Source organism: Pseudomonas edaphica (assembly GCF_005863185.1).
GTDB classification, from domain to species: domain Bacteria; phylum Pseudomonadota; class Gammaproteobacteria; order Pseudomonadales; family Pseudomonadaceae; genus Aquipseudomonas; species Aquipseudomonas edaphica.
On the sequence record NZ_VBVZ01000087.1, the window covers coordinates 1 to 14918 of the forward strand.

14 protein-coding genes are annotated in these 14918 nt (G+C 61.8%); 8 read left to right on the forward strand and 6 right to left on the reverse strand.

Translation table 11 applies throughout. The features are described from left to right. The 6 genes from FEM54_RS08275 to FEM54_RS08300 form a co-directional block, all read right to left on the reverse strand. On the reverse strand, positions 1–361 hold a 361-nt coding region (locus FEM54_RS08275; RefSeq protein ID WP_171045809.1), incomplete at its 3' end, for a phosphatidate cytidylyltransferase. A gap of 1 nt (position 362) precedes the next feature. Then, complete coding sequence (locus FEM54_RS08280; RefSeq protein ID WP_017135106.1) at positions 363–983, reverse strand: lysophospholipid acyltransferase family protein; 621 nt, start codon at positions 981–983, stop codon at positions 363–365. A 9-nt stretch (positions 984–992) separates the two neighbouring features. Beyond that, positions 993–1436, reverse strand: coding sequence for a hypothetical protein (locus FEM54_RS08285; RefSeq protein WP_138450380.1), 444 nt, complete (start codon positions 1434–1436; stop codon positions 993–995). Then, positions 1426–2724 (reverse strand): phosphatase PAP2/dual specificity phosphatase family protein, encoded by a 1299-nt coding sequence (locus tag FEM54_RS08290; RefSeq protein WP_138450382.1) that lies wholly within the window; start codon positions 2722–2724, stop codon positions 1426–1428. The genes FEM54_RS08285 and FEM54_RS08290 overlap by 11 nt, the downstream gene beginning before the upstream one ends. Positions 2725–2726: 2 nt before the next feature. Continuing rightward, positions 2727–4481: a bifunctional alpha/beta hydrolase/class I SAM-dependent methyltransferase gene (locus tag FEM54_RS08295; protein ID WP_138450384.1), complete on the reverse strand. Its 1755-nt coding sequence runs from the start codon at positions 4479–4481 to the stop codon at positions 2727–2729. 11 nt (positions 4482–4492) lie between these two features. After that, the gene (locus tag FEM54_RS08300; protein ID WP_138450386.1) at positions 4493–5116 is read right to left on the reverse strand and encodes a CDP-alcohol phosphatidyltransferase family protein; all 624 of its coding nucleotides are present in this window, start codon (positions 5114–5116) and stop codon (positions 4493–4495) included. 546 nt (positions 5117–5662) lie between these two features. Here FEM54_RS08300 and hflK (FEM54_RS08305) point away from each other — a divergent pair. The 8 genes from hflK (FEM54_RS08305) (at position 5663) to cfaB (ending at position 14842) form a co-directional block, all read left to right on the forward strand. Beyond that, the gene (gene hflK, locus FEM54_RS08305; RefSeq protein WP_138450388.1) at positions 5663–7588 is read left to right on the forward strand and encodes a protease modulator HflK; all 1926 of its coding nucleotides are present in this window, start codon (positions 5663–5665) and stop codon (positions 7586–7588) included. Between the two features lie 9 nt (positions 7589–7597). Then, the gene (gene hflC / locus FEM54_RS08310; RefSeq protein ID WP_171045810.1) at positions 7598–8593 is read left to right on the forward strand and encodes a protease modulator HflC; all 996 of its coding nucleotides are present in this window, start codon (positions 7598–7600) and stop codon (positions 8591–8593) included. Then, positions 8590–9624, forward strand: coding sequence for a protease modulator HflK (gene hflK, locus FEM54_RS08315; protein ID WP_138450390.1), 1035 nt, complete (start codon positions 8590–8592; stop codon positions 9622–9624). The genes hflC and hflK (FEM54_RS08315) overlap by 4 nt, the downstream gene beginning before the upstream one ends. Further along, positions 9621–11507 (forward strand): cation-translocating P-type ATPase, encoded by a 1887-nt coding sequence (locus FEM54_RS08320; protein WP_058421072.1) that lies wholly within the window; start codon positions 9621–9623, stop codon positions 11505–11507. The genes hflK (FEM54_RS08315) and FEM54_RS08320 overlap by 4 nt, the downstream gene beginning before the upstream one ends. A 117-nt stretch (positions 11508–11624) precedes the next feature. Beyond that, entirely contained in the window at positions 11625–11879 is a 255-nt protein-coding gene (bufA2, locus tag FEM54_RS08325) for a BufA2 family periplasmic bufferin-type metallophore (RefSeq protein ID WP_017135097.1), read from the forward strand. A gap of 66 nt (positions 11880–11945) precedes the next feature. Further along, positions 11946–12791 (forward strand): MNIO family bufferin maturase, encoded by an 846-nt coding sequence (bufB, locus tag FEM54_RS08330; RefSeq protein ID WP_017135096.1) that lies wholly within the window; start codon positions 11946–11948, stop codon positions 12789–12791. Further along, complete coding sequence (locus tag FEM54_RS08335; protein WP_138450392.1) at positions 12782–13570, forward strand: HvfC/BufC N-terminal domain-containing protein; 789 nt, start codon at positions 12782–12784, stop codon at positions 13568–13570. The genes bufB and FEM54_RS08335 overlap by 10 nt, the downstream gene beginning before the upstream one ends. Positions 13571–13657: 87 nt before the next feature. Next, a complete protein-coding gene (gene cfaB / locus FEM54_RS08340; protein WP_017135094.1) occupies positions 13658–14842 on the forward strand; it encodes a C17 cyclopropane fatty acid synthase CfaB in 1185 nt (394 codons plus the stop codon). Positions 14843–14918: the final 76 nt, after the last annotated feature.

The window sequence follows — 14918 nt, forward strand, 5'->3', positions numbered from 1 at the left end:
AGATCGAGAACAGCCCGTACCAGTCCGCATAAATCAGCAGGTATTGCAGCGGCAGCGCCAGGTAGAACGCTGCTACAAGGGCCGGGTAGTCGCTGCGCCGTGTCGGCGTGAGGGTGAGAAATTCGCGCAGGGCGTAGAACGACACCGCGTAGAACAGCAGGATCACCGCGCCAGTTCCGAGCCAGAAGGCGATACCGATCACCACCACCATCACCCACCAGGCATTGATGCGGGCGTTAAGGTTGTCGACCACCGCATTCGGTGTGCCACGGGTGCGCAGTTTGAGGATCAGGCCGATCAGCGAGGCGAGCACCAGAATCGCACCGATCCCGCCGAACAACATCAGGGTTTGGCTATCCATGTCAGACATGCTCCGGGGCGAGGGCAAGCAGGGCGTCGCGGGTGCGGGCGAGGAAGGCGGTTTTGTCTTCACCGTCTTCCAATTGCAGCGGCGCGCCAAAACTGGTGGTGCACAGCAACGGTAGCGGCAGTACGCGGCCCTTGGGCATGACCCGGTTGAGGTTGGCGATCCACACCGGAATCAATTCGGCCTGTGGGTAACTTTTTGCCAGGTGATACAGGCCGCTTTTGAACGGCAGCAAACCGTCCTCCAGGTTGCGCGTGCCTTCGGGAAAGATGATCAAGGAATCGCCGCCTTCCAGCGCGGCGAGCATCGGCTGCAAGGGGTTATCCACAGGGTCTTTACGCTCACGGTCGATCAACACGCCGTTGAACACGCGGTTGATGATGTAGCGGCGCAGTGCGCTTTGGTTCCAGTAATCACTGCCGGCTACCGGGCGCGTGAATTTGCGCAGGTTCTGCGGCAACGACGCCCATAACAAGACGAAATCACCGTGGCTGCTGTGGTTGGCGAAGTAGATGCGCTGCACCGGCACCGGTGCGCAGCCCAGCCACAGGCTGCGGGCGCCGGTGACGGTGCGGGCCATCGAGGTAATCAGGGTGGCGACCACGGGTTCGAACATGGGAATTCCTTATCCGGCGAAAGGTAGCCAAGGGCTGGCGAGGATGACGGCCAGGGTCAGCAGCGCTTGCGCGCCCAGCAACCAGGCTTGTTTGCGCAGCAGTTTGAGCGCGCCGCGACGGCGTTCGATCCAGGGTCGGCCGGCGCGTTTGGGCGATTGCAGGCCGAGGCTCTGCAAGGATTGGTCGAGGTCGGCCGTGCGCTCGGTGTCGCGGGCCAGCATGGCGAACAGGTCGGCGTCGAAGGCCACGCGCAAGGCCCAGTACTTTTGCAGCAAGCCAAGAATAATCATCCACAGGCTGAGCAGCAGGCACAGGGTCGAAACGCTGGCCAACAGCAACTGTGCGAGGCCAAATAACACGCCAGCCACGGTCAGGCCTGTGGATAACTGATCCAGCGAACGGCCACGGCGCAGCAGGCTGGCAACGACCTGAAGTTCCATATCAGCGGGCATGGGGCAAACCCTCCAACGCTTTACGGTGAGCAGGATGCAGGACCACTTCGGCCCGTGCTGTACGAATAATAGCCAGTGCCTCGTCGACCGTTGCGGCGCGTCCGCTGTGCAGCAGCCACGCGGCGACGGCGGTGGCGCTGCGCGAGTAGCCGAGGGCGCAGCACACCAGCAACGGGCCGTTTGAACGCAGGCGTTCAATGGCTTCGGCGGCTTGCTGGCACTCGGCGGGAGACGGGGCAATCAGGTCCAGCACGGGCACGCATTCATAGGCGCGGCCCTGTGGATTAATCGGCAATTCGGCGCACAGATCGACGATGGCCTTGAAGGAACCTTGCTCGCCGTTGGCAGGAATTCGACCAAGCCAGACGTTATCCACAATTTGGTCAGGCTGTGGATGTTTACGTGTCCACAGCCTGGAATTTATCCACGCGGCCGCCAAATACGGTGCATACAGCCAGCGCGCGGCAGGAGTGAGCCGGCCGTCTTTGCGCTTCTGGAAGCCCGACGCGCCGAGTACAAAGTAGTTCGCCTTGATCAAACCCAAGGAAACCGCTGGCCAAAGCAGCCACAACCACCCGCCGCGCAGCACCAAGGCCAGGATTACCAGCACTAAAGCGCCGAGGCCGTAGCGCATGCCCAGTCGCCATCGTTTTGTGTCCCGCGTCAGCCGTGCATTCAACAGCGGGCTTGGATGTTCCACCGGCCACAGCCACACACACAGCCAACCGGCCAGGGCGCCTGTGGGTAAGTCGATAAAGTGATGTTGATAAGTGGTCAGCACCGAAATACCGATCAACGCAAACCAGCCATGCACCAGCCAACGCCAAAACCCTTGGGTGTGGCGCTGATACATGACCCACAAAATCACCAGCAGCGCGATATGCAGCGACGGCGCCTGGTTAAAGGGTTTGTCGAACCCGGCCAGCACTGCAAACAGCCAGCCGAATACGCCATCCAGCTCCGGCCGTTCAAAGGTGAAACGCAGCGGCCAGATCAAAAAGCAGCTCACGGCAATGACTTGCGCACTGAGCAGGCGCAACGCGTGTTGTTTCAGCTCATGGCGAGTATTGGGCAGTAGCAGTGAAAACCCGTACAGCAGGTCAATGGACCAGTAGGGCACGATGGTCCAGGCCCAGAACGGCATATGGGTTTCCCAGCCGAACACCAGCGTGCCCACATCGCTGCGCTGGCTGGTGACCCAGGTGGCAAAGCCGTAGGTGCTGAAAAACAGCGGCGCCAACAGCAGTAGCCACAGGACTGCGGGTTTCAATAAACCGGGTTCGCGCATGCTCAGATCTTCTGTGCCAGGGACACGGTGAAAATGCCCCACTCATCCACACGCTGGGTGATTTTGCGAAAGCCCGCCGCCTCGACCAATTGATCCATCTCTGCCTGGCTGCGACGGCGCATTACCCAGGCCTGGCCCTGGCGATGGCTGGTCAACGCGCGGGCGATCAATTCCAGTTGCGGGTGCCACGGCTGGCCGGTGTAGACCAGGTACCCGCCGGGCTCCACCGCTTCGGCAAGACCGGCCAGCGAACCGCCGACCATGCCGTTATCGGCAAACAGCTCATACAGGCCGGACACCACTGCCAGGGTCGGCTTGGGCGTCAGTGCCGCCAAGTCTGCTCTATCAAATGCATCGCCTTTGACGAACTGCGCGATGTCCCCCAGACCTTTTTCACGAATCAGCGCGCCGCCGTCACGCACGTTGATGTCGCTGTAGTCGCGCAGCAGGATCGATTCCGGCAGCGGCGAAACGCCTTGCAAGGCTTCAAGAATGTAGCGCCCGTGGCCGGCGGCGATATCGACGATGCGCACCTCGCGATGTTCATCGCGCAACCTGGCCATGGCCAGCCGTAGCAGTTCCTCGACGTTCAGCTTGCGCTGGCGAATGCCGCGCCAGCCGATGGAGTTGAGGTAGTTGGTGTCGATCATCCGCCCCAAGCCGCCCTTGCCGGTGGGCGTGTTGCGGTACACGTAGTCCAGGGTGCTGCCGGAGTCGAAGCCGGTGTCGAAACCCAGTTTCACCCCGTCCGACAGGTTCTTGCCCAGGCCCATGCTGGCGCGGGTGATGCGCCAGTACAGGTCGCGCAGGGAATTACGCGGCAGCGGCGCGGCGAGGGCTTCGGATTCGGCGCACGTGGCGCCGAGTTTGTCGGCGTCGAGCAGGGCCGCGCGGTCCAGCGGATGGGCGAAGTTCTGCAGGATAAAACGCCGAGCGCTGCTTACGGCCGTGGCGCGGTCGCGCTCGCCGAGGGTGTCGTGGAAAAAACCGGGCAGGATGTGCAGCTCTTTTTTCAGGCTGCCAAGCCGGTCGAAAAATTGCTGCTGGGGTTTGCGGTGCACCACGAAGTCGGAGCCGGAGATGAGCAATTGCGTCGGCACCTGGATCGCCTGGGCATCGGCGACTACCCGGTCGGCGGCTTCGTACAAACCGAGCAGCACATTCACCGAAATCGCTTTGGTGATCAGCGGGTCGCTGTCGTAGGACGCGACGCGCTCAGGGTCATGGCTGAGGAACTTGGCCTTGACGTAGCTGTTGACGAAAAAGTTGCCGCGAAACTTGCGCATCAACGCCAGCCCAGGCCGGGCGAAGGGCACGTACAGCTTGACCTTGAACGCCGGGGAGGCGAGCACCAGCGCGCGGATTTTTGGCGCGTAGTCGTGTACCCAAGTGGCCGCGATCACCGCGCCGACGCTTTGGGCGATAACGGCGAAGTTTTGTTCTTCTATGCCGTAAGTGGCGCCGATGTGTTCGCAGAAGGTCTGCACGTCGCGGGCGCTGGTGGCGAAGCTTGGGCTGTCACCGCGGGCGCCCGGCGATTGGCCGTGGCCACGGGCGTCCCAGGCAAAGAAATCGAATTGCGGCAGGTCGAGTTCATCGACCAGGTGGGCAATACGGCCAGAATGCTCATGGCCGCGATGGAACAGCAGGATCGCTTTGCGCGGCTCGTCGCCCGCAGGCGCAGTGGCCGGCCAGTGTCGATAAAAAAGCTCGACGCCATCGTGGGTACTGAAGGTGTGCTCTTGCTGTTCGCGCATCGCAAAAATCCTTATGCAATCGGAGAGGTTTCTTGTTGTTCTTTGAGGCCCTGACGCACGCGGTTGACCAAGGTGTAGGCGAGCAGGGCAGCGACCAGCCACATCACCGCATCGACCCAGCCCGCGCCGAGCCAGCCCAACGCCACGCCAGTGGCGAGTACACCGAGCACGAACGCACGATCACTTTTGCCCATCGGCCCGTCATAGCGCCGTGAGGCACCCACCATCGGCCCCAGTACACCGGCGTATTCGCTGAACACGGCGAGCAACGCCACCAGCAGCACCGGCGCCAGGCTCACGCCCGGAATCAGCGCAAAGGGCAGGATCAAGGCGCTGTCGGCGATCACGTCACACAGTTCATTGAGATAGGCGCCCAGGCGTGATTGCTGGCCGAAGTCGCGCGCGAGCATGCCGTCGATGGCATTGAGGGCCATGCGCAGGATCATCCACAGCGGGATCAGCGCAAACAGCCAGAGGTGTTGGGCAAAGCTGGCGATCAGCAGGCCGACCAGCAAGGAAACAACGCCGGCCAGCACGGTAATCTGGTTGGCGGTGGTGCCATTGTCGTAGAGACGCTGCACAAGAGGGCGCAGCAGGTTCTGAAAACGCGGTTTTAGCTGGTAGATCGAAATCATGACGCTTCCTTGTCCATGGGCCCGCGAAAAACTGTTTTGGAGTGTGCCGATTAATCTGTGCCTGCACCAGTGATGGCTTGTGTTTCTGGGGGTTTAATCACTTTCCAGAGAGCACCACAGAATAAATGTGGGAGCTGGCTTGCCTGCGATGGGCATAGGTATCTACACAGCCGGTTGACACGAAATCTGTGGCAGGTGAGCCGTTGTGGCGAGCAGGCTTGCCCTGCGTTGGGCTGCGAAGCGGCCCCAAACCCAGACACTGAGTACTTTCAGGAAAATTGCAGTGCCTTCACTGGGGCTGCTTCGCAGCCCAACGCAGGCGGTGCGACGATTCGACAAGCCTGCTCGCCACAGGAGAAAGTGGCGGCCTTTAAAGTTGTGTAGATACCTATGCTGCGATGGCGGTACATCAGTCCAACCATTAAAAACTGGCAGACCTTTATCGAGAGCAAGCCCGCTCCCATAGGGGATTTGCGCTGTTTTCGGACAAAAATTTCACGCTGCGTGTTATATCGTAACCAATTGTGTGTAGCGGACGTTAAGTGGATGCAAGTGGATCTGGAAGCTGACGGCGCTTCGGTTGAAGGCCTTCCGCGTTTTCAACAAGGGTTGTTCCATGCCCGCCGATTGCGCCAGGCGGGCATCAGCCTGACGGCCCTGGCCTTGGCCGGCTGGGTGCTGGCGCTGTTCGTGGCACTGTTTGCGCCGCTGTCGATCTGGCCGGTGGTGCTGATCAATTGCGCGTCGGCCTTGCTGGTGCTGGTGGCCGGGTTGCAGTCGGCGTGGTGGGTGGCGGATTGGCGCGCCCAGGCGCTGGAAACGCCCACGGCTGAACTGATCGAAGCTCCCGACGAAGAGGTTGGCGCGCTTGCACGGGCGATCAATCGGTTTGGCAGCGGTGTGCTGGCACAGATTGGCGCGCCAGTGGTGTGGCTGTGCGGCTGGTCGTTGCTGGCGCTGATCAGCATCATTGAGTTCTGGAATCTGGCCTTGCCCGCTGCCGCGGTGGGGCAATCGGCGAGCATCGGCGCGGCGGTGGCCCTGGCGTTGGCCTTTGGCTTGCTGGTGTTCGAGCGCCGCTTGGCCCAGGAAACCGCCGCGCAATGGCCGGAAGCGTCACAGCTGGCGCAGTTGAGCCGCGTGGCGATTATCAGCCTGGTGGTCAGTGCGATCTGCCTGCTGTTTGCCGGTGCCGAATCCGTGTGGCCGCTGCGTCTGGCTGTGTTGACGGGGCTGTTGCCCGCGCTGGTGGCGCTGGAGTTTCTGCTAAGGGGCGTGCTGTCACTGTTCAGCCCGCGCCAGCCGCGCCTCGAACCGCGCTTGATGGCGCAAAGCTTTATCGCGGGCCTGCTGCGTTGGCCACCACAACCTTTGCTGGCGTTGCAGCACGAATTGCACAACCGCTTTGGCATCGATCTGCGTCAGATCTGGGCGTTTACCTACATGCGTCGGGCGTTTTTGCCAGTGCTGCTGGTGGTGCTGGCGGTAGGCTGGGCGCTGACCGGCGTGCATGAAGTGCCCCTGCAAGGCCGTGGGATTTATGAACGGTTCGGCAAGCCCGTGCAGGTGTTCGGACCTGGCTTGCATGCCGGGTTGCCTTGGCCATTGGGGCGCGTGCTGAGCGTGGAAAACGGCGTGGTGCATGAACTGGCCACCAGCGTCAGCGAGGCCGCCGCACCGGAGTTGGCCTCGGCGGAAGGCCCGGCGCCGCTCATCGCCAATCGTTTGTGGGACGCCAGCCATGTGAATGACAAGTCCCAAGTGATCGCCAGCAGCAGCGGCGACAAGCAGAGCTTCCAGATCGTCAATATGGATGTGCGTTTCGTCTACCGCATCGGCCTGACGGACAAGGCTGCGCTGGCCGCCACCTATAACAGCGCGGATATACCGACGCTGATTCGCAGCACCGCCAGCCGCATCCTTGTGCATGACTTTGCTTCGCGTACCCTCGACGAATTGCTCGGTGAGCAACGCACCAGCCTCGCCGATGAAGTGGGTCGCGCCGTGCAGGCAGACCTGCAAAAGCTCGACAGCGGCGTGGAGATTTTGGCCACGGTCGTAGAAGCGATTCACCCACCGGCCGGTGCCGCCAACGCTTATCACGGTGTGCAGGCGGCACAAATTGGCGCCCAGGCGCTGATCTCCCGCGAACGCGGGGCTGCCAGCGAGCAAACCAACCAGGCGTTGTTGCAAGCCAGCACTGCTCGCGATCAGGCGGTGGCCACTGCCCGTGAAGTGAACGCGGGTGCCCAGGCGGCCGACCTGCGTTTTACCGCCGAACAAAAAGCCTACGCCACTGCGGGTCGTGCCTTTGTGCTGGAACAGTACCTGGGCCAACTCAGCCAAGGCCTGGCCCACGCCAAGCTGCTTATTCTGGATCACCGCCTGGGCGCCGATGGCGCGCCGACGATCGATCTGCGTTCTTTTACTTTGCCGGCCGACCCGATGGCGCCGCGTAAAGCCGTTCAATAAGGAGTCTGTCTGTTGAGCGCTCATTCTCACGATCACGGTCATCACCATCATCATGGCCACCACCATCACCATCATGGCGACGAACAGGCTGCTGGCCCATTTCCATGGCGGCGCATGGCCTGGGCGGTATTGCTGGTGTTGTTTGCCGTCGCGGCAGCGAGCCTGGTGCAGGTGCGTTCCGGTGAAGCCACGGTGATTACCCGCTTCGGCAACCCGTCGCGGGTACTGCTGGAGCCGGGCCTGGGCTGGCGCTGGCCGGCGCCGTTCGAAGCGGCGATCCCGGTGGACTTGCGCCTGCGCACCACCTCCAGCGGTTTGCAGGATGTGGGCACCCGCGATGGCCTGCGCATCATCGTGCAGGCCTACGTGGCGTGGCAGGTGCAGGGCGATGCCGACAATGTGCAGCGCTTTATGCGTGCGGTGCAGAACCAGCCGGATGAAGCGGCGCGGCAGATTCGCACCTTCGTCGGCTCGGCGCTGGAAACCACCGCTGCCAGCTTCGACCTGTCCAGCCTGATCAACACCGACGCCAGCCAGGTGCGCATTGCTGATTTTGAAGCACAGCTGCGCCAACAGATTGATCAACAATTGCTCACCACCTATGGCGTACGCGTGGCGCAAGTGGGCGTCGAGCGCCTGACGTTGCCTTCCGTCACCCTGACCGCCACCGTCGATCGCATGCGCGCCGAGCGCGAAACCATCGCCACTGAACGCACCGCCGTGGGCAAGCGGGAAGCGGCGCAGATTCGCTCCGCTGCCGAGCGGGATGCGCGCATCGTGCAAGCCGATGCCACGGTGAAAGCCGCCGATATCGAAGCCCAGTCGCGGGTTGAGGCGGCGCAGATTTACGGGCGTGCCTACGCCGGCAACCCGCAGCTGTACAACCTGCTGCGCTCGCTCGATACCTTGGGTACCGTGGTCACGCCGGGCACCAAGATCATCCTGCGCACCGATGCTGCACCGTTCCGTGCACTGGTAGACGGGCCTAAGGACGTTCAGCCATGACCGAGCGTGACGGCCCGGACAGCCCGTGGATCCAGGCCGGGCGTCTGACCTTCCTGGCGTTGTACGCGGTGACGGTATTGGCGGCGTTGGCCTGGGCGTTTTCGAATGTGCGCCAGATCGACCCGCAGAACCGCGCCGTGGTGTTGCACTTCGGCGCGCTTGACCGCATCCAGAACGCCGGGCTTTTGCTTGCGTGGCCGCAGCCCTTCGAGCAAGTGGTGCTGTTGCCGGCGGCGGACCGTGTGATCGAGCGGCGAGTGGAGAACTTGTTGCGCTCCGAGGCGGCGATCCAGGCCGACCGCGTGGCCAGTTTTGCCACGCCCTTGAGTGACGCGCTGGCCGGTTCCGGTTATTTGCTGACGGGCGATGCCGGCGTGGTGCAGTTGGATGTGCGGGTGTTTTATAAGGTCACCGAGCCTTACGCGTTTGTGTTGCAGGGCGAGCACGTGCTGCCGGCCCTGGATCGGCTGGTGACGCGCAGCGCGGTGGCCCTGACCGCCGCGCGCGACCTGGACACGATTCTGGTGGCGCGCCCTGAACTGATCGGCACCGACAACGGTGCCGCCGAGCGCCGTGAGCGGCTGCGCGGTGATCTGGTGCAAGGCATCAATAAACGCCTGGCGCAGCTGGCTTCGACGGGGTTGGGCTTGGGCATCGAAGTCACTCGCGTCGACGTGCAATCAAGTCTGCCAGGCCCGGCCGTCAATGCTTTTAACGCCGTGCTGACGGCCAGCCAGCAGGCCGACAAAGCCGTGGCCAATGCGCGCACCGAAGCGGAAAAGCTCACCCAGACCGCCAACCAGGAAGCCGATCGGCTGGTGCAGGTTGCCCACGCCCAGGCCAGTGAACGCTTGGCCAACGCCCAGGCGCAAACCGCGACCGTCGCCAGCCTGGCTCAAGTCAAAGACCCTGGCTTGTTGCTGCGTCTTTATCGCGAGCGCTTGCCGAAGATTCTGGGCCAGGCAGGTTCTGTGACCACCGTCGACCCTAAAGACGACTCCCGCTTGATCATTCAGGGAGCCGAGCAATGAGCGCACCCATGTTGACCTCCGCCGAGCAGCGCAGCGCTGCCCGGCAATTGACCCTGGCCATGCTGGCTCTGGGTTTACTTGTGCTCGGCCTGGTCTGGCGCTGGCTCGCGCCGGACCAGACCGGTGTCAGCCAATTACTCCTCGGCGTGGCGTCCTTGCTGGTGGCCGTGCCGGTGATGCGCTCGGCCTGGTACAGCCTGCGTTACCCCAGCCTGCATGGCATCACCGACCAATTGATCGCCCTGGCGATGCTGGGTGCCTGGGCCACCGGTGATCTGCTGACCGCCGCGTTGTTGCCGATCATCATGATCTTCGGCCATGTGCTGGAAGAGCGCAGCGTGATCGGCTCCCAGGAAGCGATTCACGCCCTGGGCAAACTGACCCGCAGCCATGCGCGGTTGGTGCAGGCCGATGGCAGCATTATTGAAGTGGATAACGGCACGCTGAACACCGGCGATATTGTCGAAGTGCGCGCCGGTGATCGCGTGCCCGCCGACGGCGTGGTGCTGTCGGGCCAGGCGAGCCTGGACACGGCGCCTATCACCGGTGAGTCGGTGCCGCTGGAAGCGAGCGTCGGTGTGCAGGTGTTTGGCGGTGCGATCAACCTGGATGGGTTGCTGCGCTTGCAGGTGACCCGCACCGGCGATGAATCGACCTTGGGCAAGGTCATCGCCCTGATGCAAAACGCTGAACGCTCCAAGCCACCGATCACGCGGCTGCTGGAGCGTTACGCCGGCAGCTATATGGTGCTGGTATTGCTGCTGGCGGCGGTGACCTGGTTTGTCACCAATGACGCTCAGGCAATGTTGGCGGTGTTGGTGGCGGCGTGCCCGTGTGCCCTGGTGTTGTCGGCGCCGGCCACAGCGATTGCCGGGATTGCGGTGGCGGCGCGCCATGGGATTTTGATTCGCAGCTCGGCGTTTCTGGAGGAGTTGGCGGACCTGACCTCGTTGGTGGTCGACAAGACCGGCACGCTGACCTTCGGCACGCTGCGTTTGCAGTCCATTGAAACCACAGCGCCGGATCGGCAAGTGTTGTTGAATCTTGCCGCCAGCCTGGGTTCGGCCAGCAGTCACCCGGTCAGCCGTGCGCTGGCCGGTTTGGCCACGCAAGAGCAAATGCTGGTGCTGACGGATATTCACGAACGCCAGGGGCTTGGCGTCGTGGCGCAAACCGGGCAGGGCGAGGCGGCGCTGGGGCGACCGGAGTTGTTCGAGCAGTTGGGTATTGTCACGACGACAGTCCCGAACCATGACGGCCCGATTGCCGGGCTGGCCTTGAACGGGCAGTTCCTGGCCTGGCTGTTGCTGGCGGACAGCGTCAAGCCGGAAGCACGCCAGGCGCTGCAAGAGCTGCGCGACCTCGGTTTGGGCCGTCAACTATTGCTGACCGGCGACCGTCAAAGTGTCGCCGACAGCCTGGCGCTCGACGTAGGCATCAGCGACGTCGAAGCGCAGGCCTTGCCGGAAGATAAGCTCAACCGCGTGCTGGGGGAAATTGGCAGCGGTTTCCGGCCGATGGTCGTCGGTGATGGCATTAACGATTCCCTGGCGCTCAAGGCGGGTGTGGTCGGTGTCGCCATGGGCGCCGGCGGGGCGGACATCGCCCTGGCATCGGCGGACGTGGTGTTGATCGGCAGCGATCTGCGTCGCCTTGGCACCTGTGTGCGCTTGAGCCGCCAGTGCCGACATACGTTGCAGGTCAACGTGATCATCGGCCTGGGCTGGACGCTGGCCATCGTGGTGTTTGCTGCTTTTGGCTGGCTGGGCGCAGCAGGCGCAATGATCGCGGCGGTGTTGCATAACCTCAGCACCCTGCTGGTATTGGGTAATGCCGGGCGTTTGCTACGCTTCCAGGAGCCGCTTTTGAAGCTGGATGAATAATTTTCAGAAATATTTGCACACAGCTGTAACGCCAGTGATGGACCTCACTCTAGTGGTATGTCGAGACTGAACAATCCGTTCAGACCGATTCCACTACCGATCATGAGGAATACAAAAATGAACTTTAAATCCGCTGCTGCTGGTGCCGCCCTCGCAATGGCCGCCGCTACCATGTTTGCTGGTGTTGTCACTCAGGCTCAAGCCGCTGACACCGCTGTGCACTGCTACGGCATCAACGCTTGCAAAGGCCAGAACGATTGCAAAACCAAGGACCACGCTTGCAAAGGTCAAGGTTCGTGCAAAGGTCAGGGCTTCAAGGCTATGGCCAGTGCAGACGCTTGCACCAAGGCTGGTGGCAAAGTCGGCGAATAACCGGCAACGGGTGCAACCGCAGCGGACGCCCCCCGCCGCTGCGGGCACTTTGCCCAGGAGTGTGTGATGTCCGCTTCCCTTACAAGTCTGGGTTACGGCCTGGGTTTGCGCAGTGAGTACTACCAGCAGATCCTTGAACAGTCGCCGGCCGTGGATTGGTTCGAAGTGATCTCCGAGAATTATCTGGTCCAGGGCGGTAAAGCCTTGTACTACCTGGACGCGATAGCCGAGCGTTATCCCCTGGTGATGCACGGTGTGTCCCTGTCCATCGGTGGGCCGCATGCCCTCGATAGCGATTACCTGAAACAAATCAAACAACTTGCCGAGCGCATTCAGCCCGCGTGGATCTCCGATCACCTGTGCTGGAGCCGCGGCAGTGCCCATCAGTTGCACGATTTGTTGCCGCTGCCTTACACCGAAGAAAGCCTTTACCATGTGGCTGCCCGCGTGCGCCAAGTGCAGGATGTGTTGCAGCGCCCATTGGTACTGGAAAACGTCTCCAGCTATGTGCGCTCCAAGGCCGATGAATTTACCGAGTGGGAATTCCTCAATGCCCTGGCCCATTTGACCGGGTGCCAGCTGCTGCTGGACGTGAACAACGTGTATGTCAGCTCGCGCAACCACGGGTTTGATGCCTGGACCTTTATCCGTAGTTTGCCGCCCGAGAGTATCCGCCAGCTGCATTTGGCCGGGCATATGGACTACGGCGACTATGTGGTCGATACCCATGACCATCCAGTGTGCGACCCGGTTTGGGCGCTTTATCAGCAGACGCTTGAGCATCTGGGGCCGGTGTCGACCTTGCTGGAACGCGATGACCATTTCCCACCGTTCGAAGAACTGCTCACCGAGTTGAGCAAGGCCCGTGAACTGGGCGCGACCGCCTTGGCCCGGAGGTCGTTATGCGCTTGACCGATTGGCAGTTGGCTTTTGAGCAGCACTTGTTATCTGAAAACTCAGCCGCCAACAGTGGCTTCGCCGCGACCTTGCTGGGTGGGCCGACCCTGGATGTGGACACGGGCCTGGCGATTTATCACAACGCCTACCTGTCGCGCTTGCAGGAAGTACTGCGCCATGACTTCGGTGCCATTTGGTATTGGCTCGGCGATGATGAGTTCGCATTACTGACAGAAGCCTATTTGCGCCGATATCCCTCCGCCCATTACAGCCTGCGTTGGCTGGGTGAGCGGTTCCCGGCGTTTATCGTTGAGCACCTGGTGGCTGAGCAGAGCGCGCCGCTGGCGGAGCTGGCGCGGTTGGAATGGGCGTTTACCCTGGCGTTTGATGCCCCGCAGGGTGAGCCGCTGGCCCTTGCTGATATGGCGCAATTGGCGCCTGAAGACTGGCCTGGGTTGCAGGTGAACCTTGCGCCTTCGGTGCAGCAGATGCTGTGTCACTTCAATACCGTGGCCATTTGGCGGGCGAGCAAGGATGAGTCGGACTTTCCCGACAGCCACGCGTTGGAGCTGGCGCAGATTTGCCTGGTATGGCGCCATCAGAACGTATGCCATTACCGCAGCCTGGAGCCAGCGGAAGCCAGTGCCTTGGCGGGAATGGTGACCACCGGCTGGAATTTTTCAGAACTGTGCGAAGCGCTGGTAGTCACTTATGCAGAGGGTGCGCCACTGCAGGCGGTGACATGGCTGAAACAGTGGATTCAGGACGGTTTGCTCGAGCGCCGAGCCCCATAGAAGAAGGCTATTAAATCGATAGCCTCCTACTTTGTCTTCTGATGGTCTACCCTCATTCCAGACGTCTGAAACAAGGGGGGACTACTCATGCTCGCGCAACTTCCACCGGCCTTACAGAATCTTCAGCTACCGCTGCGTCTTCGACTCTGGGACGGCCATGAATTCAACTTGGGCCCCGAGCCCAGTGTGACCATCGTGGTGAAGGACCCCACGGTCGTGTCCAAGCTGACCCATCCAACGCTCGATGCTTTGGGCGAAGCCTTTGTCGAGGGCAAGTTGGAACTGGAAGGCTCCATCTCCGAGGTTATCCGGGTATGTGACGAGTTGAGTCACGCCCTGATCGACGACGACGAGGGGAGTCATCCGGTGCGCTCGATCCACGACAAGGCTACAGACGCAGCGGCTATTTCCTACCATTACGACCTGTCCAACGAGTTCTACCAGCTATGGCTGGACCAGGACATGGCGTATTCCTGCGGGTATTTCGAAACCGGCAGCGAATCCATCGACCAGGCCCAACAAGATAAATTTCGCCATCTGTGCCGCAAGTTGCGGCTGCAGCCGGGTGAGTATTTGCTCGATGTAGGCTGTGGCTGGGGCGGCCTGGCGCGGTTTGCGGCGCGCGAGTTCGGAGTCAAAGTGTTTGGCATTACCTTGAGCAAGGAGCAGCTGGCGCTGGCTCGGGAACGGGTTAAGGCTGAAGGGCTGGAAGATCAGGTGGACCTGCAACTGCTCGACTATCGCGACCTGCCGCAAGACGGTCGCTTCGACAAAGTAGTGAGCGTGGGCATGTTCGAGCACGTCGGCCACGCCAACCTGGCGGAGTATTGCAAGACGCTGTTTGGCGCGGTACGCGAAGGCGGCCTGGTGATGAACCACGGCATCACCGCCAAGCACACCGACGGTCGACCTGTGGGGCGTGGCGCCGGGGAGTTTATCGAGCGTTACGTATTCCCCAACGGCGAGCTGCCGCACCTGGCGATGATGACTGCCGAAATCAGCGAAGTCGGGCTGGAGGTGGTCGACGTCGAAAGCCTGCGCCTGCACTACGCGCGCACCCTGGACCACTGGAGCGAGCGCCTGGAAGACAACCTCGAAGCGGCGGCGAAGATGGTGCCGGAGCAGGCATTGCGGATCTGGCGGCTGTACCTGGCCGGTTGCGCGTATGCGTTTGCGCGGGGCTGGATCAATTTGCATCAGATATTGGCGGTGAAGCCTCACGCCGATGGCAGCCATGAACTGCCGTGGACGCGGGAAGATATTTACCGCTGATTCAGACGCACTGAAGATCTAAAACTGTGGGAGCTGGCTTGCCTGCGATGGCGGTGTATCAGGACTGGATAGTTAC